This window comes from Hyphomonas sp. CY54-11-8 (genome assembly GCF_000682735.1).
Lineage (GTDB): Bacteria > Pseudomonadota > Alphaproteobacteria > Caulobacterales > Hyphomonadaceae > Hyphomonas.
Window position 1 is genome coordinate 113642 of the sequence record NZ_AWFD01000004.1, and the last position, 24176, is coordinate 137817.

The window sequence follows — 24176 nt, forward strand, 5'->3', positions numbered from 1 at the left end:
CCCGCAAAATCAACAGGAACGGCTTCATGGATCCATCTACCCTGTCACGCCACCAACGCGCAGCTGACGAATTCGTTCGCCTGCTTGAGATCATGGCCCGCTTGCGTAGTCCTGAAGGCGGCTGTCCATGGGATCTCGAACAAACGTTCAAGACTATCGCCCCCTATACGATCGAAGAAGCTTATGAAGTTGCGGATGCCATTGAGCGCGGTGACATGACTGAACTTCGGGAAGAATTGGGTGATCTCCTGTTCCAGGTCGCCTTCCACAGTCAAATGGCTGAAGAGGAAGGCGCGTTTGAAGCCGCAGACGTTGCGGCGGCCATCAACGAAAAGATGGTTCGGCGCCATCCGCATGTCTTTGTGGCGTCCGACGAGCGTTCCTCCGACGATCAGATCGTGGCATGGGAAGTCGTGAAGGCTGAAGAGCGCGCTGCCAAAGCCAAGGAGCGAGGAAACGCCAGCGCTCTGGACGGAGTCGCCCTTTCCCTGCCTGCGCTCCTCCGCGCCGAAAAGCTTCAGAAACGCGCTGCCCGCACGGGATTTGATTGGACCGAAGCGGACCAGATCTTCGACAAGCTCGAAGAGGAAACGGAAGAGGTCAAAGAAGCCATTGCATCCGGTAATGCAAACGCGGTCATGGATGAGATCGGAGACTTGTTGTTTGTTGCGGCAAACCTTGCCCGCCGCCTGAAAATCGATCCGGAAGCTGCCCTTCGGCAAGCCAATTCAAAATTTGAACGCCGTTTCCGCGCCATGGAAGCCTTGGCCGCCGATCGAGGTGATGACTTCAGCCAGCTAGATCTCAATGCGCAGGAAAACCTATGGCAGGCGATCAAAAAAACGGAGGTGAAGACTTAGTCCGCAGCTTCTATTTCGATCATGGGAAACTCGGACCGAAATTGCCCGAACCGGTCTGTCTTCAGCCGGACGGTCATCCATGAATCGGCATTATCCTGAACTTCGTCAGCGAGCACTTCTCCGTTCCGGTGCAGCCAAGCGCGGGCACGTCCATCCTCGGGCCTTAACAAGACCCGCACTTTCTTGGCGCTGCGGAGCAGCCCTCTCTCAATCGCTGCCTGCAGATCATCCATTCCCTGACCGGTCACGGCCGAGACCAAGACAGCGGGATGTTCTTCCTGGGTCTCGGCGGATAAAGACAACGCTTCTGCACGTTCCGGCGGCAATAGATCCGCCTTGTTCCAGGCTTCGATCATCGGCGGCAATGGCAGCCCGGTTTCCCGCTCAAGGCGGTCCAACACGCGCAGCACGTCTTCAGCCTGCTCCGTGTCCGACGGACTGGATCGATCCCTCACATGCACCAGGAGGTCTGCCTGCATGGCTTCTTCCAGGGTCGCCTGAAAGCTGTCGATAAGGTGTGTGGGGAGATCCGTGATAAAGCCCACCGTATCAATCAATGCCGCTTCTCCGAGCGTTGGCAGATCGAGGCGCCGGATCGTCGGGTCGAGCGTTGCGAAAGGCATGTCTTTCGCAAATACGTCGGCTCCGGTCAGGCGATTGAACAATGTCGACTTGCCAGCATTGGTGTAGCCCACCAGCGCAACAACCGGCTTACCGCTTCTTTGTCTACCTGCGCGCTGGACCGCGCGTGTTCGGCGCACATCGTCCAGTTCGGCTTTGAGACGAACGATCTTGTCATCCAGCATCCGCCGGTCAGCTTCCAGCTGGCTTTCCCCCGGCCCTGAAAGGAAGCCACCGCCGCCACGTTGCCTTTCAAGGTGTGTCCATGTCCTCACAAGCCGGGAGCGTTCGTACAACAGACGGGCCAATTCGACCTGCAGCCGGCCTTCCTTCGTTCGCGCTCTGAGACCGAAGATCTCGAGAATGAGTCCGGTGCGGTCGATAACCTTCACGCCAAGCTTTTTCTCGAGGTTTCTTTGCTGAACAGGTGTCAGAGCGCCATCAACCACCGCAAGCGTGCAGTGATTGGCTTCGAGGTCATCTGCAAGGCGGTTGAGAATGCCTCCCGACAGGAGTTGAGCAGAATTGACCTGTCGTACATGTTCGGGGCGAAGGAAAGCCAGTTCGCAGCCCAAAGCCTCAATCAGACCAGCAGTCTCTTCCAGCCGGTCTGCAGACGGCCTGTTTGCTGGAGTGAACCAGGGAATGATCGCGCCGGCAATTTCCGGTGCGGGGAGCCGATCAATCAGCTTGTCGCCCAACAGGCTTTATTCCTTCTCCATCTCTTCGTCGAAGAGTTGTACCGGTGCGCTCGGTGCAATCGTGGAGATGGCATGCTTGTAGACAAGCTGCGGCGGACGACCATCGCCCCGCAGCAACACACAGAAGTTGTCAAACCAAGTGACCACGCCCTGCAGCTTCACACCATTCACAAGGAAGACTGTCAGTGGCGTACGCGATTTGCGGACGGCATTGAGGAAGGCATCCTGGAGGTTCTGTTTCTTATCAGCCGACATAGCAGGTTAGTCCTGTTGTTCTTGTTATGATCGCGGGCTAACTGGATTGAGGGGCTTTCGCAAGGGCCAACCCCATCTACCCCCGCCAGAAACTGACAGAAATCGCAGGAATGATCGCCAGAATCTCCAATCTGCCCAGCAGCATTGAGAAAATGGCTAAAATTGAGGCGACCTGGTCCAGCTGAGCGACGTGTCCAACGACAAGACCTCCAGAATTGGTCAGGCAGCCAATCGCGAGGCGGATCGAGGACTCCAACGGCAAACCTGTGAACGTGAATCCTACCATCACCAGAAACACAGACAGAATATAAGCAATCAGGTAGACCCAGACGCCGATCACGCTTCGCTCATCCATTTCCCGGTCACGAAACTGGAAGCCCAGTACAGAGCGTCGATATCCCAATTGCCGGAATTCCACGCCTGCCCGGCGTGAAAGCACAATCAATCGGGCGATCTTGACTCCACCTGCGGCAGAAAGCGCCGAGCCGCCGATCAGCGCTGGTAGCACGAAAACCGGCAGTGGAACTTTGTCCCAGGTATCCGCGCTGCCCAATGGCAGGCCTGACGTGGCAAGCGCCGAAATCGACCAACCCAGCGACTCTAGGAAGCGTAGACCTGAAGCAATTGCCATCACCGTAAATATGCACACGAGCAAAGCAAATACTCGAGTTTCCGGGTCTGTAACCGCCTGCAACACGCGGCGTTCCCTAAGCGGAAGCGCGACCGCCAGGCCGAGCGCTCCGCCCATCAGGCCAATTGCCAGAATAACGTCAGCTACCGGTCCGGCATTCGCCCGACCGTACGGCGCGGGATCGACCAATCCGGTCGTCCAGACGCTCACCGCATCAGACAAGGCGCGCCCGGCGGATACGCCCGCCAACTCCAACGCCAGAACCGTGACCGTAATCGATACCACCATGATGAGGACCACCGATCGCGCGACTTTCGGCACCGCATCAAAGAAACTTGTTTCCGGCATCACAAACAGCACGCTGCGGTGAATGCCGGGTCCGCCGAGATTCAACGCCGCAAGCACGCTTGCCGCCATGATGATGGAAGCTGCCCCGCCAAGCAGGTGTAATGTTCCCCGCCAAACGATCAGGCTTGCGGGCCAGCGATTGCCTTCTACGGCGATGACAGACTGACCTGTCGTTGTCAGGCAGGCCGTGGCCTCATGGATTGCCTGGAGCAATGATGCGTTCTGAACCCCAACCACGAATGGCAGGCAGGCGGCGACAGGTGCCAGGAACCACCACAGAAGCGCCAGACCAAGCGCATCCGATGGCCGGGATTTCTGGCTGGGCTGGGGCGTCAGGAAAAGGATACTGGTACTGATGACGCTGATGCCCAGCACCATGGCGAGAAATGCAAAAACCTGCTCATTCTCTCCGTAAGCCAGCGCGGTCAGGATTGCCGGCACGCTGGAGCCGGCGAGGATCAGCATCACGAAGGCCAGGATGCGGACGACAGATGCGTAATTCATCTGCCTAGAAGAAGTCCGGACTAACGCGGAAGAATTTCTCCACTTTCCGGACCATCTCATCCTCATAGAACACGATCAGGCGGTCTTCCGTTCGCACCACAGTTTCTGGGCCGGCGATAATGACATTATCTCCGCGTACAATGGCAGCCGCGGTCACACCATCCGGCAGGTCGTCATATCCCGTCGGCTTTCCAATCAGTGATGACGACTCAAGCGTCACCCCCTCCGCCACTTCCGCTTGCCCGTCTTCCAGCGATTGCAGGCCGAGAATGCGGCCACGCCTCATGCGCAGGAGAATCTGCGAGACAGTCAGGGCACGAGGATCCAGTACGGCATCCACGCGCATGTCTCGCGCAAGGCCAGCCAGTTCCGTCGCATTGACCAGGGCCAACGTCCGTTTGGCCCCGGCGCGTTTCGCAAGATTGGAGATCAACAGGTTCGTTTTGTCATCATTGGTGATTGCAACGACGAAATCCGCTTTTGAAGCTCCAGCCTCAGTCAGGATATCTGGATTGAGCCCGTCACCCTGGATAACGATCGACCGCTTTACGCCGGCAACAGCGATGTTCGCACGCTCCGGATCATTTTCGATCAGGCGGATACGCTTATTGCTTTCACGCTCCAGCGTCTGGGCGACATACAGGCCGACATTCCCGCCACCGACAATCACGATGTGATCTGAGCGCTCGACATTCCGGTTAAAGATCGAGGTCAGGCGCTCAGCGTGAGAATCCAGGACAGCGATATAGGCGCGGTCACCTGGCTTCAGAACATCGCTGCCTTTCGGTGCACGAACGGTATCTCCAGACCCGATGCCAATTATACGAGCGGACAGGTCCGGGAACAGCCCACGGATCTGATCGACTGCCGTATCCAACAAGGGGTTGTTGTCAGTGATTTCCAGGCCCAACAGACGAACTTTCCCACGGCCGAACGTGGCTGACATGATGGCCCCCGGCGTCCGTAGACGCTGCAGAATCGCCTCACCAACCTCGACTTCAGGCGAGATCACCATGTCGATCGGCAGGCCTTCACGGGAGAAGATATTCTTCCAGGCCGGATCGATGTACGACTGGTCCCGCACGCGAGCAATCTTGAACGGCACCGAGAACAGCGTGTGGGCAATCTGGCAGATCACCATGTTGATCTCGTCGAAGTGCGTGACCGCGATGATCATTTCGCAATCTGCTGCACCAGCTCGCTTCAACACATCCGGATGCGCCGCATGTCCGGTATAGCCGCGCACGTCGAGGTCCGTCGAAACCTGGTCTACCAGCTCCGGATCTTCATCAATGATGGTGATATCGTGCTTTTCGCGCGCAAGACGCCGCGCGATGCCATGTCCGACACGGCCAGCCCCGCAGATAAGAACGCGCATTCCTCAGCCTTCCGCCGACATCAGCTTTCTTGCCGACTCGCCCCGGACGCTACGCCCAAAGCCTTTAATTTTCTATGGAGTGCAGAACGCTCCATTCCAATGAATTCAGCAGTCCGTGAAATGTTTCCGTTAAATCGCGTGATCTGCAGTGCCAGGTATTCACGCTCGAATTGCTCCCGCGCGTCGCGTAACGAAAGACCAACAAGATCAGCGGATCCTGCTTTCGCCGTCTGAACATTAGTGCCCGCATCACGTGGCAATTCATCAACACTTACTGGCCGGCTTGAATCGGATGGTGACAGAATCAGAATCCGTTCCACCACGTTGCGCAGCTGCCGAATGTTCCCTGGCCAATCCATTGATTGCAGCACTGCCATCGCTTCCTGCGAGAATGTCCGCGGAGTGAGGCCGGATGAATCAGCAATACGCTCGATGAAATAATTCACGAGGTCAGCAATGTCGTCGCGGCGTTCGGCCAGCGACGGCACCCGCAGCGGCACGACATTCAGGCGGTAGTAGAGGTCTTCACGGAAGCGCGCTTCTTCAATTTCCTTTTTCAGGTCCTTTGTGGTCGCGGACATGACACGCACATCCACGTTAACATCCGACCGCCCTCCAACTCGCTGGAAGCGCTGCTCAGTCAAGACCCGTAGGATCTTGCTTTGCGTACCCGGCGGCATGTCAGCAACCTCGTCGAGCAACAGGGTTCCGAGGTGTGCCTTCTCGAAGAGCCCAATACGGGTAGTCCGCCCCTGCGCATCCTCTTCCCCAAAGAGAGCAATCTCCATCTGGTCCGGTGCGATTGTGGCCGCGTTGACCACGATGAAAGGTCCGTTCGCGCGAAGCGAATGGCGATGAATGAGCCTTGCCGCCAGCTCCTTGCCCACACCAGCAGGTCCCGTAATCATGACGCGGGAATTTGTCGGGGCGACTTTCTCAATTGAGGTGCGAAGATTTGCAGCCGCATGACTGTGCCCAATCCAGCGCTCATCATCCCCAGCGCGGTTCCGGAGAGCGGCATTCTCATACTTGAGCGCCGCCGACTCAATGGCCCGGTCGATGAGGTGCAGCAAACGGTCTGTTTTGAAAGGCTTCTCAATGAAGTCATAAGCGCCCCGCCGGATGGCGGCGACAGCCGTCTCGATATTTCCATGCCCACTGATGACAATCACCGGCAAAAGCGGGTCGATGGATTTCAGGTATTTCAGGAGGGAAAGCCCATCCATTCCACTTCCCTGCAACCAGACGTCCAGCACAACGAGGCGGGGGGTCCGTGTACGAACCTCCTCAAGCGCCGCCTCTGCCGTTGCGGCAGTGCGAACAGAATAACCTTCGTCTCCCAGAACTCCGGCAATCAGCTCACGGATGTCGGGTTCATCATCAACAACCAGAATATCTAACGCCATCGTGTTGGCTCCTCTACGCGGACAATCTGTGGAGAGTGTGGATTGACGCCAGCCGCATCTCCATTGGCTGGTTGTATTTGTTCAGTGGCCAAGTCATGCGGCGGCAGCCAGATACGCACTCTGGCGCCGCGCAGGCCGTCCAAGCGGTTCTGCAACGAAATCGAGCCGCCATGATCCGCAATAATTCGGTTCACAATCGCGAGCCCCAAGCCAGTGCCCTTTTCCCGAGTCGTTACATAGGGTTCGAGAAGACGTTCGCGCACGTCTTCCGGAAACCCTGGACCATTATCTTCAATGGTGATTTCCAATCCGCGATCGTCTCCGCTCAGCGCAATTCGTATCTGGCCCTGTACGTCCATTTCTTCCGGCATGCCTTCAATTGCTTCAGCAGCATTTTTCAGGAGATTGCCGATGGCCTGGCCAATTAACCGCTCATCCCCTGAATAGGTTGCTTCAGCCGCAGAGCTTTCAAATTCAAAATCTATGTCCGGATTGACCACGCTTCTTGAAAAGCTTGCCTCTTGCAGCAGATCTTTCATATCGAATGGCGCAACGCTCGGCTTCGGCATTCGGGCAAAGCTGGAAAACTCCTCAACCATTCGGCCGATATCACCCACTTGGCGTAGGATCGTATCGATGCATTTTTCAAATACACCGTCATGGTCGTCTATCTTGCTTGCATAGCGTCGGCGCAAACGCTCCGTCGATAGCATGATCGGTGTCAGCGGATTACGAATTTCATGCGCGATACGCCGGGCAACGTCGCGCCACGCCATCTGGCGCTGAGCGTTGATCAGGCGGGTTGTATCATCGAACGTCAGCACGCATCCGCCTGCCGGATCTGGCGCTGTCTTCAAACGGATGTGACGGGTCGATCCGTTCCGGCTAATCTCAATAGAGGCGTCGACCGGCGAATTCCGTTCAAGTGTGTCACGCACATATCGTTCGAATTCAGGCGCAACGATCTCCAGTGCTTCGCCAGACTGAACTTCCTCAATTCCAAGGAGATCACCTGCAGACCGGTTCGCGAGCGTTACGGTCATGTCCGCATCCATACGGATCACGCCGGCGCTGACTTCGGCCAAAAGTGTTTCCACGAAACGGCGGCGATCTTCCTCATCCTCGCGGGCGCGAATAAGAGCGTTTCGCTGTTCTGACAATTGCTCTGTCATCGCATTGAATGACTGGCTGAGCGTGTAGACTTCGTCTTTCGGGCCACTCACCGGGACTCGGACGGTAAGATCGCCGTCACGTACCGTATGCGCTGCTGTCGCCAGGCGTCCGATAGGACCTGTCACTCGACCGGCGGCCTCAAGCCCGAGCCGACCTGCCAGCAACAGGATCAGCGCGGTGATTTGCGCGTACCCGATTGCGAAGATGGTTTGAAGACGGCCGCTACGCTGCTTGGCGTTCTTGTATTGCGCCAGTTGCTCCTTGGCATCGCCCAACATCGTGAACAGGTTTCGGTCGAAAGGTTTCGCAGCATAGACGTACCCATCTACTGGTTCCGAAATCCTGATCAGAGCGGTGCCAATACCTTGCGGTTCGTAGAGCGTTGTTACCACTTCGCCCTTGCGGGCTTCTTCAAAGGCATCGGGTGGCGGACGCAAACGCACCGGTGTACCCGCATTCTCCTCGGCGATAATTTCCTGGCCATCTGCGCTAACAATCGAGATCGTCACGAATTCACGATACGCCAGCGTCTGCCTGAGGCCTTCCGACAGTGCTGCCGATGCGTTCGCCGCGAAATCATCCCCCTCAATCGCCTGCCCACCGTTCTCAGCCGCCATTTGCGCTTTGACGTCCCGGGCGAAGTTTTCCACATCCAGAGCAGCCAGCCGCACGTCCACATCGAATGAGGTTTCGAAATTGTCGACATAGTCCTGGAAAATCTGCTTGTTCTTTTCCATGACGGCTTCGGCGGTATCGCCGAACCAATTGTCGAGACCACGAGTAACGACTGCGCCCAAAAAGATGCCAACAACCATTGAAGGCACAAGGGCGGAGAAGCCGAACAGCATAACGAAACGCTGAGCCAGCCGCCCTTCTCCTGCCTCGCGCGATCGGCTCCGAATTGCCAGAAATTCTCGGATGACGATCACTGCCAGCGCAAAGATCAGGACCAGGTTCAGCGCGAGCAGCCACGGCGTCGATCCAGCTGTCGGATTATCCGGGTTTACACCCGCAATCGTGATGAAGGTCGCAAACACAGCAACCAGCGCCGCAATGATGAAGAGCCCTTCGAAAAGGGCCCAACTCGCTTTGGGTGCATGCTGGCTTAGTGGGTTCGACAATCTACCGGCTCTATACAGGCCCCCCGGCCCGTTGCTCCAAGATCACACAATCGTGCCTATACGGCAACAGTGATGCACTAGAGCCACAGTTCTGGCAATCGTCAATCACTCTTCTGCAATGCCGAGTGCGTTAATCTTCGCCCGCAGAGTGTTACGATTCATACCAAGAAGCTGCGCCGCTTTTACCTTATTACCCGCCGTCACGGAGAGGGCCAAACGGATGAGCGGCCGCTCAACCTGGTCAATAACCCGTGAGTAAACAGTGCTTTCCTCGTCTTCCCGGCTGGAAATCAGGTCACCCATAATGTGACGGTGCAACAGGGTCTCGATATCTTTCTCGAAGCCACCGCTAGCGCCCTTCTGTTCGCTGGCACCCGCCCGTAGTTCACGCTCCACATCTCTAAGTGTTATTGTATCATCCGGGCTCAGCACGGCGAGACGCAGCACGAGATTCTCAAGCTCGCGCACATTCCCCGGCCAGTCATAGGCCATGATGAGATCGATGGCTGATTTGTCGAAATTCTTGGCCGACAGGCCCTGACGCTGGGCTCGGATGAGGAACGCCCTGGCAAGCTCCGGAATGTCTTCCTTCCGCAGCCGCAATGGCGGCATGGCCAGACGCACAACGTTCAAGCGGTAATAGAGATCTTCGCGGAATGTGCCCTCCTCTACCATTCGACCGAGATTGCGCCGGGTGGACGCGATCAGGCGCGCACCATTTGCGTCCCGTAGGAATTTCACGAGCTGGGTCTGAGCTTCGGCTGGCAAATCGCCGATCTCATCGAGGTAAAGTGTGCCGCCCTTCTGATGGACGGCGCCGGGTTCGCCATTCGCCCCGAACAACTGACGATTGATTTCCGCCGCCGGCAGCGCCGCCAGGTCCAGCGCAACGAACTTCCCATCTTTCGCCGATCCGAGTTGGTGGATTGCGCGCGCCGCAAGTTCCTTGCCCGTGCCGCTCTCCCCTTCAATCAGGACGGTCAGGTCCGTATTCATCACCTTTGCGATGATGCGGTAGACTTCCTGCATCGCGTCGGAGCGCCCGATCAGTGGCAAACCAGCATCACTGATGGCCTTCTGCGACTCCGGATTAATCGAACGTGCCGAAGTCTTCGGCGGCGCTTTCAGCGCGCGTTGAACCAGGCTGGTCAGCGCATCAATATCAAATGGCTTTGGGAGGTAATCAAACGCCCCTTGCTGCGCTGCGTTCGCCGCGGTCAGAATGGTGTTCTGACCACTCATGACAATAAAGGGCAGTTCAGGACGCGATAGGCGCATTGACGGCAGCAGATCGAAGATCGACGCGTCCCCAAGATACACGTCGGTGACCACTACATCACCCTCACCATTCCGCACCCAGCGCTCAAGCGCCTCCGGCGAACTGGTTGCACGGACCTCATAACCAGCTGCCACAAGCGTCTGGTTCACGATCAGCCTGATGCTGGCATCGTCCTCTGCAAGAAGAACGGTTTTATCAGCCATTAAGGCCTCCTGTACGAATTGGCAGAAGAACAGTGAAACGGGTCGTGCCCGGCTCACTGTCCACCCGGATCTGGCCGCCATGGGCCGTGATGACTTCTTTGACGATGGATAGTCCCAGCCCGCGTGCACCAGACTTTGAGCTCTGGAAAACATCGAAAATACGCGACAGCTTCTCACGTGGAATACCGCGGCCATTGTCCTCGATCGTCACGAGCATGGCGCGCTGGAGACCCACACCGAACCGCGAGCGCTTGAAAGCCAGCCCTGTCGCGTAGGCCGTACGGATCGTAACTTGTCCGCCTCCCCTGCCTTCCTGCGCTGCTTCGGCGGCATTGCGGATGATATTCTGGAAAGCCTGCTGCAGGTGATCCTCGTCTCCCAGAAGCTCCGGCAACGAAGGATCGAAATCGCGCTTGATGTCGACCTTTTCGCCAATGGCGACACGCTCGGACGCGACAACACGATCCAGAAGCGCGTGGATATTGAATTCCTTCATGCGTGGTGCAGAAAACAATTCGAAAGCCGACAAGCGATTGACCAGACGTTCGATCCGGCGCGCTTCATCGCGGATAATTTCCAGAAGCTCTGCCTGGCCCTCAACACCCTGCCGTTCCAGCAATTGCGCAGCACCGATGATGCCGCCGAGCGGGTTTTTCACTTCATGGCCCAGAATTCTACCGAAACCGGCAACACCTGCCGAAGACTCATTCCCCTCGCGGACAGCTGTTTCAACAAGCGCAATGACGAAACCTTCGTCACCGGTTGTCCGCACCCAGACATCACAGACCAAACGGGACGTAATCGTGGGTCCGGTCACGGGTGTGCCTGGAGAGGCAATGTCACCCACCTGGCGCTGAGCCCGGTCCAGCAACTCCCAGATCAGGGAGTCATGATAGATCAGCTCACTGAGGGGTTTTCCCGTAAGGGCTCTGCGGGAAAGCTGGAACAGCGTTTCCGCTTCGGGATTTCCATCCACAATTCGTCGCCGATCATCGATGACGAGCAAGGCAATAGGGGAAAGATCTGCTAGGGAACGTGCGTCCAGCAATGTGTCCACCGGCATGTCAGACGGCCTCCACGAGGTCGGGTTGCAAATATACTTGCCGCAGAGCGGCGATGAGGTCCTGCCAATCGGAAATTTGGCAGAGTTTGGAACGCAGGCTGCGGCGGTCAGCCGGAGCAATGCGCAGGTCGAGAGCATCAATGGCCGCAGAGATATGCTTGCGAACCGTCAACACCCCCAATTTCGGACCATAGAGCGAGACTGAATCCTCAATCTGCTCACACAGGGACGAAAGCTTTTCGGCGCGCGTTGGTGCATTCCAGTCGGACTGGCTCAGCGCGGCGGCAATCTCACCAACCCGCCAGGGCTCACCCATTGCGGCGCGCCCCACCATGACTCCATGCGCCCCAGAAAGTTCCAACGCCTGTGTCGCATCAGCGACTGAACCGATGTCTCCGTTGACGATGACAGGGAGCCTGACCGCATCCACAGTATCCCGCACAGCAGCCCAATCGGCTTCGCCTTTATAGAATTGGCACCGCGTTCGGCCGTGCACTGTCAGCATCCGGATACCCTTGGATTCCGCAATTGAACCCAATTCCGGTGCGTTCAGCATGGCATCATCCCAGCCCAGACGCATTTTCAGGGTTACAGGCCGACCGTTCGCCCCTTCGATGGCGGCATCCATGATTTCGCTGGCCAATGGCACGTCACGCATCAGAGCCGAACCAGACTGACCGCCCGTCACCTGACGAGAAGGGCAGCCCATATTGATATCGATAACATCAACGCCGCTCTCGGCGAGTAACTCCGCCCCGCGGTGCATGTCTTCAGGTCGACGGGCTGCCAATTGGACAATCCAGTACCCACCCCCTTCATGACGGCACGTACGACGCACAACATCTGGACGTTGCGTTGCCAGCATTTCCCCGGCAACCATCTCGGAAACCACCGCTGGCGCACCAAAATATACGGCTTGCCGCCGCATAGGGGCGTCAGTTGCGCCTGACATCGGCGCCAACCAGACCTTGGGTGCCTCGAAACTAACCATTTTTTTATTCTTGCACCTTTTTGAGACTTCGCAAGTGCACAAAACATAAGCAGCAACTCGAAGCTGCAGAAGCTGAAACAGCATGGCATAGATACAACAGGTGCCTTAGAAGGCGCTCATGACCGGATTCTCTGCAATCATCGTCGCCGGGGGCAAAGGAGCCCGCACGGGCCTTGAGCGCCCGAAGCAATGGGAAATGCTGCTCGGAAAGCGTGTGATCGACTGGTCGGTCGATACGTTTTTGTCTCATCCGGACCTGTTGGAACTGGTTGTTGTCGTAGACGACCTGACTGTCGCGACCAGCTTTCCGTCTAAGACTAAAGTCGTATGTGGCGGAGACACCCGAACCGCCTCTGTTCGCGCTGGAATTGCGGTGATCACGGCGGCAGATGGCGAAGCTGTCCTTATTCATGATGCAGCCCGGCCGGGTCTGAGTCTCTCCATGATCAGCACGCTTGTTTCGGCGCTCACAGAGCATGACGCTGCGGCACCCGCACTGCCTGTCTCAGATGCATTGAAGTCCCAGACTTCGGGCCATTTCTCGACCGTACCGCGCGATGGCCTTTATAGGGTACAAACGCCGCAGGCCTTCCGACTCGCAACCATTCGCGACGCGCTTCAGGCGGCCGGATCGTTCGTTGATGATCTCGAAGCCGTTGAGGCAGCGGGCGCCCGTGTCACGCTGGTGCCTGGCGATGCACGGCTTCACAAGATTACATACCCAGAGGATTTCGACCTGGTGGCCAGAATGCTCTCTCCTATCCAATCCGTTCCACGCGTCGGCAAAGGCTTTGACGTGCACGCTTTCGAGCCGGGCGACCATGTAACCCTCTGCGGCGTGAAGATCCCCCACTCGGCTAAACTGAAGGGGCACTCGGATGCGGATGCAGCCTGGCATGCGCTGACCGACGCCATCCTTGGCGCTGTGGCGCTGGGCGATATCGGCGACCACTTCCCGCCATCAGACCCGCAATGGAAGGACGCCGATAGCGGCCTGTTTCTGAAACACGCACAGGTGCTGGCCGAGAAAGCCGGCTATAAACTTGCCAGCTGCGACATCACCGTGATCTGCGAAGCGCCGAAGGTGAAGCCACACCGGGAAGCCATGCGGGTTCGCACAGCCGAACTGCTCGGCCTGCCTCTGGAAAACATCAGCATCAAGGCGACCACGACCGAGGGGCTTGGCTTTACCGGCCGCAAGGAAGGCATCGCGGCAGAAGCTGTGGCAGTGCTCTCGCCCAAGGCCTGACGCCGCGTCCCCTCTTGCAAATCGCCCCGCGCGTGCTCCCCTCTGCAAAAAAGGAGGATGCACATGACCGGTGGATTGAAGGTCGAACATGACGGCCACGTTACAATTCTCACGCTCGACAGGCCGGAGGCGATGAATGCGCTCGACTATCCAACCTACATGGCCCTGGAAGATGCCGTTCGTGGCGCGGATGCGCGCGCCATCGTAATCACGGGCGCCGGGGACCGCGCCTTCTGTTCCGGTGATGACGTCAAGCAGATCCTTTCCAAAGGCGCCCCAACCACGCCCGAGATGGCGGAGCGCGCGAAAAAGACCGGTGGGCTCACCCCGGCTGCAGATGCCCTGCTTCACACAGATATTCCTGTCATCGCCGCTGTAAACGGTTTCGCCCTAGGCTGGGGCGCGGAACTCACCATCATGGCAGATATTCGCGTCTTTTCGGAAAAGGCCCGGTTCGGCGAAATCTTCGTCACGCGCGGGCTGACCTGTGACGCGCCGGGTTTCGGCCGGTTGGTCCAAATCGTGGGACGGGAGCAAGCCTGCGAACTCCTCTTCACAGGTGACATCATCGATGCTGCCTCTGCCAAAGAGATCGGCCTCACGTCTCGGGTCGTGCCGCACGACGATCTGATGCCCACCGCCCTCGCGCTCGCCCACAAGATTGCCGCTAATCCACCGCTGGCGGTTCAGGCAATCAAGAAAGGCCTTCGAGAAACCGTTGACCCGCCATGGCGCGAAGTCGGCAAGATGGCGATTACCGAGATCCGCCGTCTGATGCAGACCGCAGATGCCAAGGAAAGCGCAGCCGCCTTCATCCAAAAGCGCAAACCTGTCTTCACCGGCAAGTGATGTAGGCATAACGTGACCAACATGTTTCCAGATCGACTCCGTAATCTTGCCATGCTGATCCTAGACGACGCCGAACAGGCCCGTTTGAAGATCTGCACGGCGGAAAGCTGCACTGGCGGCCTCGTCGCTGCGTTGCTTACCGACATTCCAGGCTCGTCGACCGTGTTCGACCGTGGCTTCGTCACCTATTCGAACCGCGCGAAGGAAGAGATGCTCGGCGTGCCGGGCGATGTGCTGGCGGACTACGGCGCCGTATCAGAGCCGGTTGCCCGGATGATGGCCGAGGGTGCGCTGGAAGCCAGCCGCGCGAACATTGCGGTCGCGATTACGGGGGTCGCGGGTCCAGGAGGCGGCACACGCATGAAACCGGTCGGAACAGTTCATGTGGCTTGCGCCCGCGAGAACCGGGCGGTGGTGCATGAGATGCTTCAGGTCGGCGAAATAGGCCGGACAGAAGTGCGTATGGCCGCCGTGGAATGCGCGCTGAAACTGATCCAACACCAGATGAGCTAGGCGCCAGTCAGCGGTGAAGATGGCGCAGCAAACCGCCGGCGCCCCTCGTCCAGAAAGGCATCGAGAATCTTTGTAACTGCCAGGTCATGATTGGCTGCGGCCAACATGCCGATGAACGGGTTCTTGAAGTCATAGTCGATGTCGAGACGGACATCCGTCCCCCGGTCCTGCGGGGTGATCTTCCACTCGGCCCGCAGTCGGCGGAACGGCCCTTTTACTAGAGATGCAATCACGCTGCCTGCTGTCGGGTCTTTCGTGACCCGGGTCGAAAACCGCTCCGTGAAGCCCTTGAAGCCGATTACTGCTTCACCAAGGCAGGACGACGCCCTATCGCCCAGTACCGACTCCTCCGAGACGCGCATCGCCGTAATCCATTTGATGAAGTCCGGATAACGGCTGATATCCGAGACAAGGTCAAAGCATTGTTCAGGCGTGTAGGGCAGCCGGACCGATTTGGAGAACCGCGCCATGCGCTCAGGCAGACTTGCCGGCGTTCAGCGCCTCACGCGCAGCGCGCAGTCTGGCAAAATCTTCACCTGCATGGTGAGACGACCGAGTCAGCGGCGTCGCAGAGACCATCAAGAAACCTTTGGCGCGCGCAATCTCTTCATAAGACCGAAACTCGTCAGGCGTGACGAAGCGGTCAATTGGTGCGTGTTTTCGGGTTGGCTGCAGGTACTGGCCAATGGTCAGGAAATCGACGCCGGCGGACCGCATGTCGTCCATGACCTGCATCACTTCTTCCTTGGTTTCACCCAGGCCGACCATCAAGCCGGACTTGGTGAACTGGTTCGGATCCCGGTCTTTCACCTTCTGTAGCAGGCGCAGCGAGTGGAAATAGCGGGCGCCCGGCCGGATCGACAGGTACAGACGCGGCACCGTTTCGAGATTGTGGTTGAACACGTCCGGCTTCGCATCGATGACCCGGTTCTCCCAGCCATCCTTGCGCAGGAAGTCCGGCGTCAGGATCTCGATGGTCGTCCCAGGCGACGCGGCGCGGATCGCCTCGATCGTATTGACGAAGTGCATCGCCCCCCCATCGACCAGGTCGTCCCGGTCGACCGACGTGATGACGACGTGCTGCAGCCCCATTTCGGCAACCGCTTCGGCCACGCGACGTGGCTCATCCTCATCCACACCTGCAGGCGGCTTACCGGTGGACACATTGCAGAAACTGCAGGCCCGGGTGCAGACTTCACCTAGAATCATCATCGTGGCGTGCTTCTTGTCCCAGCATTCGCCGATATTCGGGCATCCGGCCTCCTCGCACACGGTGACGAGGCCCTTGGATTTCACGATCTCACGAGTCTCGGAATAGCCTTTTGATCCCGGTGCCTTCACCCGAATCCATTCCGGCTTGCGCTGCACCGGGCTGTCTGGCCGGGATTGCTTCTCCGGGTGCCGCAGGCGGGGCTTTTCGCCCTTGAGATCAATGAGGTTTGCCATCGCCGGAACATGGCCTCAGCCGCGCCTGAACTCAAGTCGGAGACACTGCAATCTGCGCATGCAAACTTGCAATGTTTGCCGAGCTCTGGCTGCTTGGTGTCAAAATGTTACAAACATGTGAGGCGAAAAACGCCCACGAGGGAACCAGAGCCGTTCATGACCACGCTACCGATTCCGGCGCCGCTGCCATATCGCCCTGCACGAACCCGTACAGACCTGTTTGCCGCGCTGATGCGGGCAGCAGGCGAATTTGGCCGCAACAAGACGATCATTTACGACATGGTCGACGGCGAAGAACGGCTGCTCAGCTACAAGGACGTGATTCGGGGCGCTTTCGGACTTGGCTCTGCCCTGGCATCGAAAACCAAATCCGGTGAGTCAGTGGGAATCATGTTGCCAACCGGCGCGGGTGCGGTGATCGGCTTCTATGCACTGTCTGCTTACAATCGCGTTCCGGCGATGCTGAACTTCACAGCCGGTTCCCGCAATCTGAAAGCGGCCATGCGGGCGGCCGAAATGACGAAGATTGTCACCGCACGCAAATTCATCGAAATCGCTGGCCTTGAAGCCCTGGTGAAAGACCTCTCCCGTGTGGCCGAGATCATTTATCTCGAAGACGTCCGCGAGAACCTGTCCCTGAAAGACAAGCTCGCAGCCGTGATAGGTCCGCTGGCGCCGGGCCTGATCCGTCGCAAGGCGCGCTACAAGAGTCCAGGCGTGGTGCTTTTTACCTCTGGTACTGAAGGCGAACCAAAGGGCGTTGTTCTGAGCCATGAGAACGTCATGGCAAATGTCGAACAGGTGCGCGCCCATATCGGCCTTGATGTGAATACGGACAAGCTGTTCAACCCGCTGCCCACCTTCCACTGTTTTGGCCTGACCGTCGGCGCCATCCTGCCGCTGATCGCGGGCATCCCGGTGATCTTTCACCCCTCTCCCTTGCAGCCACGCGAAATCGTCAAGCGCATCCGTGAGACGGGCTCCACGATCCTGCTGGCAACGGACACCTTCATTTCCCAATATGCGCGCGTTGGCGCCGATGGGGACATGAGCTCGATCCGCCTCGCGGTCTGCGGTGCGGAACGTGTGAAGGACGAAACGCGGGCGCTGGTTCGCCGCAAATTCGAAATCGAAATCCTGGAAGGCTATGGCGCCACCGAAGCCTCGCCTGTCGTGGCCGCCAACCAGTGGGAACGCAACAAGCCCGGCACGGTCGGCGTGCTGATGGCAGACATGGAACATCGCCTCCTGCCGGTGGATGGCATTCCGGAAGGCGGCCGACTGCATATCAAGGGTCCCAACATCATGATGGGCTATTTGCGCCCGTCGGCACCCGGTGTACTCGAAGCGCCAGATGACGGCTGGCATGACACTGGTGACGTGGTCGCCATCGACGACGAGGGCTTCATCCGTATCATGGGCCGTGTGAAACGCTTCGCGAAGATTGGCGGTGAAATGGTGTCACTGGCGGTCGTCGAGAATTGTGCAAGCGCGATCTGGCCGGACAATCTACACGCAGCGGTCGCCATGCCGGATCCGCGCAAGGGCGAGCAGATTATCCTGCTAAGCGACAGTCCGGACTGTAACCGCGAAGAGATCCTTGCGTGGGCGCAAAGCCATGGCGTGCCGGAAATCTCTGTGCCCCGCCGGGTCTATCATGTGGATGAAATCCCGGTGCTCGGCACAGGGAAGATCGATTACGGGACCGTGCAGAAGAAGGCTGTGGATCTGGCCGAAGCCTGAGCCGCGTCAGGCGTTCGTCGCCCGGCGCACAGGCATGTGCTTCTTGCCCCAATCCTTCAGGGTCAGAAGGGCCGGAGCGAGTTCCTGCCCCTTTTCCGTCAGCACATAGTCATAGCGTTTGGGGCCTGCGGAGTATTGTCGGCGCTCCAGGATGCCTGCCTCAACCAGGCGCTTCAGGCGTTCGGCGAGGATGTGCCGCGTCATGCCGCTCGACTCGATGAACTGCTCGAACCGGGACAGGCCCAGGAAACAATCCCTGAGGATCAGAAGCGTCCACCGGTCCCCCACGACTGATAGCGTTCGCGCGACCGGGCACCAATTATCCGAGAGTTCTGTCCATTTCATACTTGCAAGCCTAACCTGATTTGCCTTAGTTCCAAAATGAAACTTATGGAGACCCGAATGGCCAAGGCACTTGAGTTCTATTTCGACTATATCAGCCCGTATTCCCACATTGCCAATGCAGCAGTGAAGCAGCTGAAAAAGCACAACGATACACCTGTCGAAATCAAGCCCATGTTCCTGGGTGCCATCATGCAGGGCACCGGCAATCGCCCGCCGGGCATGGTGCCCGCCAAGAACACCTACATGCTGACCGACCTGCAGCGCTGCGCAACGCGCTACGGTATCACCATACGCATGAACCCATACTTCCCGCTGGTCAGCACGCGCGACTTACTTCGTGCCACGATTGGCCTGGCCGACGACCCGCAGGAGCAGCAACGCTTTATCGATGCCTGTTTCAGCCACATGTGGGAAACGCCCGAGGCCCTCAAACCGGACGACGATGCATCGGTGAAAGCCATGTGCGACGCGGAAGGCTTCGACTTCGATGAGATCAAACGCCTTGCCGCTGATGAGGCCAACAAGGCGGTCATGAAAGAGAACACAGACAGCGCTCTTGCGCGCGGTGCGTTCGGGTCGCCCACTTTCTTCGTGGGCGACGAAATGTTCTTCGGGCATGACCGGCTGGACTATGCCCTCGCGGCCGTGACGGCCTAAGCGAAAATACCGGCGGCTTCTGCAAGCACCTTGTAGGAGACCGCCGGACGCGGCCCGAAATGGCTGATCACTTCCGCGGCGGCGATATGCCCAAGGCGCGCACAGATCGCTAGCGGAAGGCCGCGTGACATGCCGAACAGGAAGCCAGCGGCGTATTGGTCACCTGCCCCGGTCGTATCGACTACTTCCTTCACAGGCACAGCTTCGACCACGATGGGCTCTCCGTCGCCGATGACAACGGATCCCTTTTCGCTGCGCGTCACAGCGGCCACAGCGGTGTCCGCTTGCAGCGATGCCATCGCCGCATCGAAGTCTTCCGTCTCGTAGAGCGCGAGCAGCTCCTCCTCATTGGCGAAGAGGATGTCTACATTATTGCGGACGAGCTGCAGGAAGCTCGGCCGGTGGCGGTCGACACAGAAGCGATCCGACAGGGTCAGCGCCACTTTGCGGCCCGCGGCCTTTGCAGTCTCTGCGGCAAAGATAAAAGCTTCCTTGGCTTCGTCCTTGTCGAACAGATATCCCTCAAGATAGAGGATGCCGCCTGCTTTCACGACGTCCGCATCCACATCTTCCTTGGAGAACAGGACGGATGCGCCGAGGAAAGTATTCATCGAGCGGTGGCCGTCTTCCGTCACGAAGATGATGCTGCGGGCTGTGGCCGGGCCTTCTGTCAGCGGCGTGGTCGGGAACGGTACGCCGCCAGCTTCCATCTCAAGCTTGAACTGCGCGCCGAGCTCGTCGTCCGCCACCTTGCCGATATACGCCGCAGAAGCGCCAAAGCTGGCGAGCCCCGCAATCGTGTTCGCGCCGCTGCCGCCGGATGTGTAAAGCGGCTCCTTGGCGACCCTGGTCAGTTCGTGCGCGCGCGGTTCCTCGATCAGGTTCATCGCATTCTTGTGGATGCCCCATTCGGCCAGGAAGGCATCATCCGCACGGGACAAGACGTCCACGATCGCATTGCCGAGGCCCACAACATCGAAACGCATGTCCGCCATCCGGAATCTCCTGCTGAAAACGGGGCCATTGCCAGAGGCAGGCGCTGGACGCAACCGGCAGGCGTGCTAAAGGCCCGGCCATGAAAATCGCCTACATCGCCTCCCAGGTCACTCTTCCCGGCACTCCGAACCGCCGGGATGATGCGTTTGAGCATGACTACATGATGGACGCCCTGCGCCCCGCCTTCGCGGCCCGCGGCCTGACAATTGAGGACGTCTCCTGGGATGATCCAGATGCCGACTGGGGCAGCTATGGTGCTGCCATCATCGGCACGACCTGGGACTATTGGGACCGGCAGGACGAGTTTCTCGCCGCGCTCGCAAGGATCGAGGCGGCGACGCCCCTCTACAACCCGGTCGACCTTGTTCGCTGGAACATTCACAAGACCTATCTACGCGACCTGGAAGCCCGCGGCGCGCGGATCATTCCGACCCTCTGGCTGGACAAGGTCGATGCTAAAAGCGCAGCAGCCGCTTTTGATACACACGGCTCCGACGATCTCGTCTTCAAGCGGCAAGTTGGCGCCGGTGCAGACGGTCAGCATCGCCTGAAGCGGGGTGACGTGGTTCCGGACATGCTCCACCCTATGATGGTGCAGCCCTTCCTGCCTTCCATCCAGAGTGAGGGCGAGTACAGTTTCATCTTCATCGGCGGCGATTTCTGCCACGCGCTGGTGAAACGCGCCGTACAGGGCGACTATCGCATCCAGTCAAAATATGGCGGTAAGGAAACGCCGGTCGATCCGTCAACGGATGACCTTTCCGATGCATCAGCCATCATCACCATGCTGGATGAAGCGCCGCTTTATGCAAGAGTCGACATGGTGCGCGGCGATGACGGCCGGCTGGTCCTCATGGAACTCGAAGCCATCGAGCCTTACCTCTATCCAGTCGAAGGTCCGCGCCTCGGCGACATGATCGCCGAGGCCGTAAGGAAGCGGCTGGAAACCACGCCGGCCTAGTGCTTGCCGAACTTGTAGACGACGCCGATCTTGGTCGCGGTGTCGGTTGTCTCATACCCATCGGGAGGGTTGGTGTCGTACCGCGTATCGAACCCAAATCGGGCCGATAGTGATCCGTTGATCTGCGCCGTCAGCGCCAGGCCATTGGAGATCTGCGTCGACTCCGCCGCATAGAGAACATCGGTATTGTTCGACAGTTCGACCTTGTCGTTGAGTGCCCAGGTGAATTTCGACTTGCCCACGAAACCAACGGACGTTTCGGTTTCTGCTGGAATGATCAGCGGTGCCCCAAGATCATCCACCGTCACAACGCGTTTGACCTCATCTATCTTCACACCGGGGCCGCCCCGCACGACCCAGGTGACAGGATCGAGTCCGAGGAATCGATAACCAAGGCCGCCACCCACAAAGGAACGGCTGTCAAAACCAGTAAACTGGTCAACCTCATAGGAAGCGCGGGCGAACGAGAACACACGGTCGCTGATCGTGTAGTCGATATTGGCGCCGAGGAAGGCACGATTGCGGCTCTCCAAGCCGTCCTGCTCGCCATAATCGACCTGCCCCTGGAACCCGTAATCCCACTTGCCAGTGATATGATCGACATCGAAGGTGAGGCCCACCTCGCGCGTATCGGTGTTGCCGCTGGTCATGCCGGCGCTGAGTGCGCCTTCGCCAGACCAGCCTTCGATCCGCTCGTCATCTGCCTGTGCCGAAAACACAATTCCAGAGAGAGCCGCGCTCATCGCCGCGCAGATAATATACTTCATTGGCACTTCCCTTATTCCTTCGCTCGCTTTTCCTGCTCGGCGTGACGCAAGATTAGCGAAAATGAGGCGAACTGGAGGCCAGCGATTCGCGTGGCTTCTCCACTCCCGAAACATCGCATCCTGTCGTAAATACGCACTTAAAAATAAATCCATCCGACACCTCCGTAGCCGGATGTATGGTGTGCACCAAAAACGCCTTCACGGGCGCCGCAGGCACCTGAGCACCGAAGCCTATTTATTCTTCGATTTCGGCGCTTTTGGCCCCAACGAGGAAACCGTCGCTGGGTCTGGCGTCTTCGGCGCGAACTTGCACCATTCCGCAATAACGCAACGCCAGCATTCCGGCGTCCGAGCCTTGCAAACATACCGCCCGTGCAGGATCAGCCAGTGATGCGCGCCCTTCTTCCACTTCTCGGGAGTTACGCGTTCAAGCACGGCTTCCACCTCATCTGGTGTCTTCCCGGGCGCCAGTCCCGTCCGGTTGGACACGCGGAAAATATGGGTATCAACCGCGATGGTGGGCTCCCCGAACACCTCGTTCATCACGACGTTCGCCGTCTTGCGACCAACGCCTGGCAAGGTGGTCAGCGCTTCTCGGGTGCGCGGCACCTCACCCCCGAAATCATCAAGCAGTTTCTGGCTAAGGGCGATCACATTCTTCGCCTTATTGCGCCAGAGTCCGATCGTCTTGATATGATCGGCGACGCGCTCTTCACCGAGCGCCAGCATCTTTTCCGGCGTGTCCGCAATCTTGAACAGTTTCCGAGTCGCCTTGTTCACTCCGACATCGGTCGCCTGCGCCGACAGCGCGACAGCCACGACAAGGGTAAAAGGATTGGAATACTCCAGCTCGGTCTTCGGGTCCGGCCGGTCATGCGCCAGCGCGGCGAAGATCTTCTCCGTCTTCTCCGGCCCAAGCGTACGGGTTGCCCGCTTTTTTTTAGCGGGTTTCCGGGAAGATTTCTCATGCGGCGATTCTGTCATGCAATTTGTCTGTCAGGCAGCTTCCGGCTGGGCAAGAGCGTGTTAAGTATTGTTCCTGATGCCCGACACAGATGAAATCATTTATTTTGACGCGCTTTTAACGCCGAACCGCTCCCTCTCTGAGCGGGGATTTGCCGTCGTCATGAGCATTGTTGGCGTGGTCAGCTTCCTGACAGGCATGGCTTTCCTGTCCATGGGTGCGGTTCCAGTGATCGGCTTTTTCGGTCTGGATGCCCTCGCGATCTGGCTCGCCTTCCGCTGGTCATTCCGGAAACAGCGCGAGGAAACCCGGATCCGCATTACCTCCAGTACGCTGGATATGATGCACCGCAAAGCCAATGGCACCGAAAAACGCGTCAGCGTCCCCGCCGGATTTGCCCGGGTTGAGCTTGATGAACCGCTCCAGCCCGATTCCTGGCTACGCGTCGAACATGGCCGCACAGGATGGGTCATCGGGCGCTTCTTGACGGTGCCGGAACGCAAATCCCTGGCCGACGCCATGAAAACCGCCCTCCACAAAGCGCGACTTGAGCGCCACACCGCATAAAAATGACGCAAGCGTCATGGTTTTTTTAAAACGACCGTGATATACACGTCTTAAGCGAGCAGACCGGTGCCCAGGGAGACCGGCAAAAGGAGGATATTACATGGCTGCCGATACAGTTCATTCCATAGACCATCCGGCCCTTGAACGGCCGAAAGTTTCCGACCGGGAACCCCTTCACGAAGGCTATCTTCGTGTTGGCGAAGAAGTTCCCCCAGCCTCTAGCCTGGACCTGAAAACCCTCGACGTCGTTGATGGCGAAATCTGGCGCCAGAACAAGATGTGGGACCGCTTCGACCGTCTTCGCAAGGAAGACCCAGTCCACTATACGCCGGATTCCTTCGTCGGTCCCTATTGGTCGGTCACCAAATATGAAGACATCATGGCGGTAGATACCGACCACAAGCGCTTCTCGTCCAGCTGGGAGCACGGCGGCATCACTCTCGGCGAACCGCTCGAAGACTTCGAAATGCCAATGTTTATCGCCATGGACGAACCGCGCCACTCCGAACAGCGCAAAACGGTCCAGCCGGCCGTCGCGCCGAACATGCTGAAAGAGTATGAGCCGCTGATCCGCTCGCGGACGCA

At 58.4% G+C, this 24176-nt stretch carries 23 protein-coding genes and 1 pseudogene; 9 read left to right on the plus strand and 15 right to left on the minus strand.

The genetic code is table 11. From position 1 onward, the window contains the following. Positions 1-26 precede the first annotated feature (26 nt). Complete coding sequence (mazG, locus tag HY17_RS05655) at positions 27-860, plus strand: nucleoside triphosphate pyrophosphohydrolase (RefSeq protein ID WP_051599738.1); 834 nt, start codon at positions 27-29, stop codon at positions 858-860. Here mazG and hflX read toward each other — a convergent pair. From hflX to HY17_RS05700, 9 genes are all read right to left on the minus strand, one after another. After that, positions 857-2182: a GTPase HflX gene (gene hflX / locus HY17_RS05660; protein WP_081812998.1), complete on the minus strand. Its 1326-nt coding sequence runs from the start codon at positions 2180-2182 to the stop codon at positions 857-859. The genes mazG and hflX overlap by 4 nt on opposite strands. 6 nt (positions 2183-2188) lie before the next feature. Next, entirely contained in the window at positions 2189-2437 is a 249-nt protein-coding gene (gene hfq, locus HY17_RS05665; protein ID WP_034763955.1) for an RNA chaperone Hfq, read from the minus strand. Positions 2438-2513: 76 nt separating this feature from the next. Then, the gene (locus HY17_RS05670) at positions 2514-3920 is read right to left on the minus strand and encodes a TrkH family potassium uptake protein (RefSeq protein WP_034763958.1); all 1407 of its coding nucleotides are present in this window, start codon (positions 3918-3920) and stop codon (positions 2514-2516) included. Positions 3921-3924: 4 nt separating this feature from the next. Beyond that, positions 3925-5298, minus strand: coding sequence for a Trk system potassium transporter TrkA (trkA, locus tag HY17_RS05675; protein WP_034763961.1), 1374 nt, complete (start codon positions 5296-5298; stop codon positions 3925-3927). Between the two features lie 20 nt (positions 5299-5318). Beyond that, positions 5319-6704 (minus strand): sigma-54 dependent transcriptional regulator, encoded by a 1386-nt coding sequence (locus tag HY17_RS05680; protein ID WP_034763964.1) that lies wholly within the window; start codon positions 6702-6704, stop codon positions 5319-5321. Then, positions 6695-8998, minus strand: coding sequence for an ATP-binding protein (locus tag HY17_RS05685; RefSeq protein WP_051599739.1), 2304 nt, complete (start codon positions 8996-8998; stop codon positions 6695-6697). Before HY17_RS05685 ends, HY17_RS05680 begins: the two co-directional genes overlap by 10 nt. Before the next feature lie 105 nt (positions 8999-9103). Next, positions 9104-10480, minus strand: a complete 1377-nt coding sequence (locus tag HY17_RS05690) for a sigma-54 dependent transcriptional regulator (protein ID WP_034763967.1) — start codon at positions 10478-10480, stop codon at positions 9104-9106. Then, positions 10473-11543, minus strand: a complete 1071-nt coding sequence (locus tag HY17_RS05695; protein ID WP_034763970.1) for a nitrogen regulation protein NR(II) — start codon at positions 11541-11543, stop codon at positions 10473-10475. Before HY17_RS05695 ends, HY17_RS05690 begins: the two co-directional genes overlap by 8 nt. Position 11544: 1 nt before the next feature. Then, the gene (locus HY17_RS05700; RefSeq protein ID WP_233348655.1) at positions 11545-12618 is read right to left on the minus strand and encodes a tRNA-dihydrouridine synthase; all 1074 of its coding nucleotides are present in this window, start codon (positions 12616-12618) and stop codon (positions 11545-11547) included. A 34-nt stretch (positions 12619-12652) separates the two neighbouring features. On the opposite strand from HY17_RS05700, the gene HY17_RS05705 reads away from it, so the two are divergent. The 3 genes from HY17_RS05705 (at position 12653) to HY17_RS05715 (ending at position 15145) form a co-directional block, all read left to right on the plus strand. Further along, positions 12653-13783, plus strand: coding sequence for a bifunctional 2-C-methyl-D-erythritol 4-phosphate cytidylyltransferase/2-C-methyl-D-erythritol 2,4-cyclodiphosphate synthase (locus tag HY17_RS05705; protein ID WP_034763977.1), 1131 nt, complete (start codon positions 12653-12655; stop codon positions 13781-13783). Between the two features lie 63 nt (positions 13784-13846). Beyond that, positions 13847-14632, plus strand: a complete 786-nt coding sequence (locus HY17_RS05710) for an enoyl-CoA hydratase/isomerase family protein (protein WP_034763980.1) — start codon at positions 13847-13849, stop codon at positions 14630-14632. A 21-nt stretch (positions 14633-14653) separates the two neighbouring features. After that, positions 14654-15145 carry a CinA family protein gene (locus HY17_RS05715; RefSeq protein WP_034763983.1) on the plus strand — a complete coding sequence of 164 codons (492 nt, stop codon included), beginning with the start codon at positions 14654-14656 and terminating at the stop codon, positions 15143-15145. Here the strand turns inward: HY17_RS05715 and HY17_RS05720 are convergent. Beyond that, positions 15142-15615, minus strand: coding sequence for a type II toxin-antitoxin system RatA family toxin (locus HY17_RS05720; protein WP_034763986.1), 474 nt, complete (start codon positions 15613-15615; stop codon positions 15142-15144). The two genes, HY17_RS05715 and HY17_RS05720, sit on opposite strands and share 4 nt — an antisense overlap. A gap of 4 nt (positions 15616-15619) precedes the next feature. Beyond that, positions 15620-16591 carry a lipoyl synthase gene (gene lipA, locus HY17_RS05725; RefSeq protein WP_034763990.1) on the minus strand — a complete coding sequence of 324 codons (972 nt, stop codon included), beginning with the start codon at positions 16589-16591 and terminating at the stop codon, positions 15620-15622. A 156-nt stretch (positions 16592-16747) separates the two neighbouring features. Here lipA and HY17_RS05730 point away from each other — a divergent pair, with 156 nt between their 5' ends. Beyond that, positions 16748-18334: an AMP-binding protein gene (locus tag HY17_RS05730; RefSeq protein WP_034763992.1), complete on the plus strand. Its 1587-nt coding sequence runs from the start codon at positions 16748-16750 to the stop codon at positions 18332-18334. 6 nt (positions 18335-18340) lie between these two features. Here the strand turns inward: HY17_RS05730 and HY17_RS05735 are convergent, their stop codons facing one another. Next, on the minus strand, positions 18341-18679 hold the full coding sequence (locus tag HY17_RS05735; RefSeq protein WP_034763995.1) for a helix-turn-helix domain-containing protein: 339 nt from the start codon (positions 18677-18679) through the stop codon (positions 18341-18343). 57 nt (positions 18680-18736) lie between these two features. Between HY17_RS05735 and HY17_RS05740 the strand changes: the two genes are divergently transcribed. Further along, positions 18737-19336, plus strand: a complete 600-nt coding sequence (locus HY17_RS05740) for a 2-hydroxychromene-2-carboxylate isomerase (protein WP_034763997.1) — start codon at positions 18737-18739, stop codon at positions 19334-19336. Here HY17_RS05740 and HY17_RS05745 read toward each other — a convergent pair. Continuing rightward, positions 19333-20331: an adenosine kinase gene (locus HY17_RS05745; RefSeq protein WP_034763998.1), complete on the minus strand. Its 999-nt coding sequence runs from the start codon at positions 20329-20331 to the stop codon at positions 19333-19335. The genes HY17_RS05740 and HY17_RS05745 overlap by 4 nt on opposite strands. Positions 20332-20411: 80 nt before the next feature. Here HY17_RS05745 and HY17_RS05750 point away from each other — a divergent pair, with 80 nt between their 5' ends. After that, on the plus strand, positions 20412-21293 hold the full coding sequence (locus tag HY17_RS05750; RefSeq protein ID WP_034763999.1) for a RimK family alpha-L-glutamate ligase: 882 nt from the start codon (positions 20412-20414) through the stop codon (positions 21291-21293). Here the strand turns inward: HY17_RS05750 and HY17_RS05755 are convergent. Together HY17_RS05755 and nth are read right to left on the minus strand one after the other, a co-directional pair. Further along, positions 21290-22060, minus strand: a complete 771-nt coding sequence (locus HY17_RS05755; RefSeq protein ID WP_034764000.1) for a YdiY family protein — start codon at positions 22058-22060, stop codon at positions 21290-21292. The genes HY17_RS05750 and HY17_RS05755 overlap by 4 nt on opposite strands. A gap of 231 nt (positions 22061-22291) precedes the next feature. Continuing rightward, positions 22292-23044: an endonuclease III gene (gene nth / locus HY17_RS05760; RefSeq protein ID WP_034764001.1), complete on the minus strand. Its 753-nt coding sequence runs from the start codon at positions 23042-23044 to the stop codon at positions 22292-22294. Positions 23045-23102: 58 nt separating this feature from the next. Here nth and HY17_RS05765 point away from each other — a divergent pair, with 58 nt between their 5' ends. Together HY17_RS05765 and HY17_RS05770 are read left to right on the plus strand one after the other, a co-directional pair. Beyond that, positions 23103-23591, plus strand: coding sequence for a DUF2244 domain-containing protein (locus HY17_RS05765; protein ID WP_139068762.1), 489 nt, complete (start codon positions 23103-23105; stop codon positions 23589-23591). A gap of 100 nt (positions 23592-23691) precedes the next feature. Then, positions 23692-24176 (plus strand): annotated as a pseudogene (locus tag HY17_RS05770) (cytochrome P450); the annotation flags it as partial.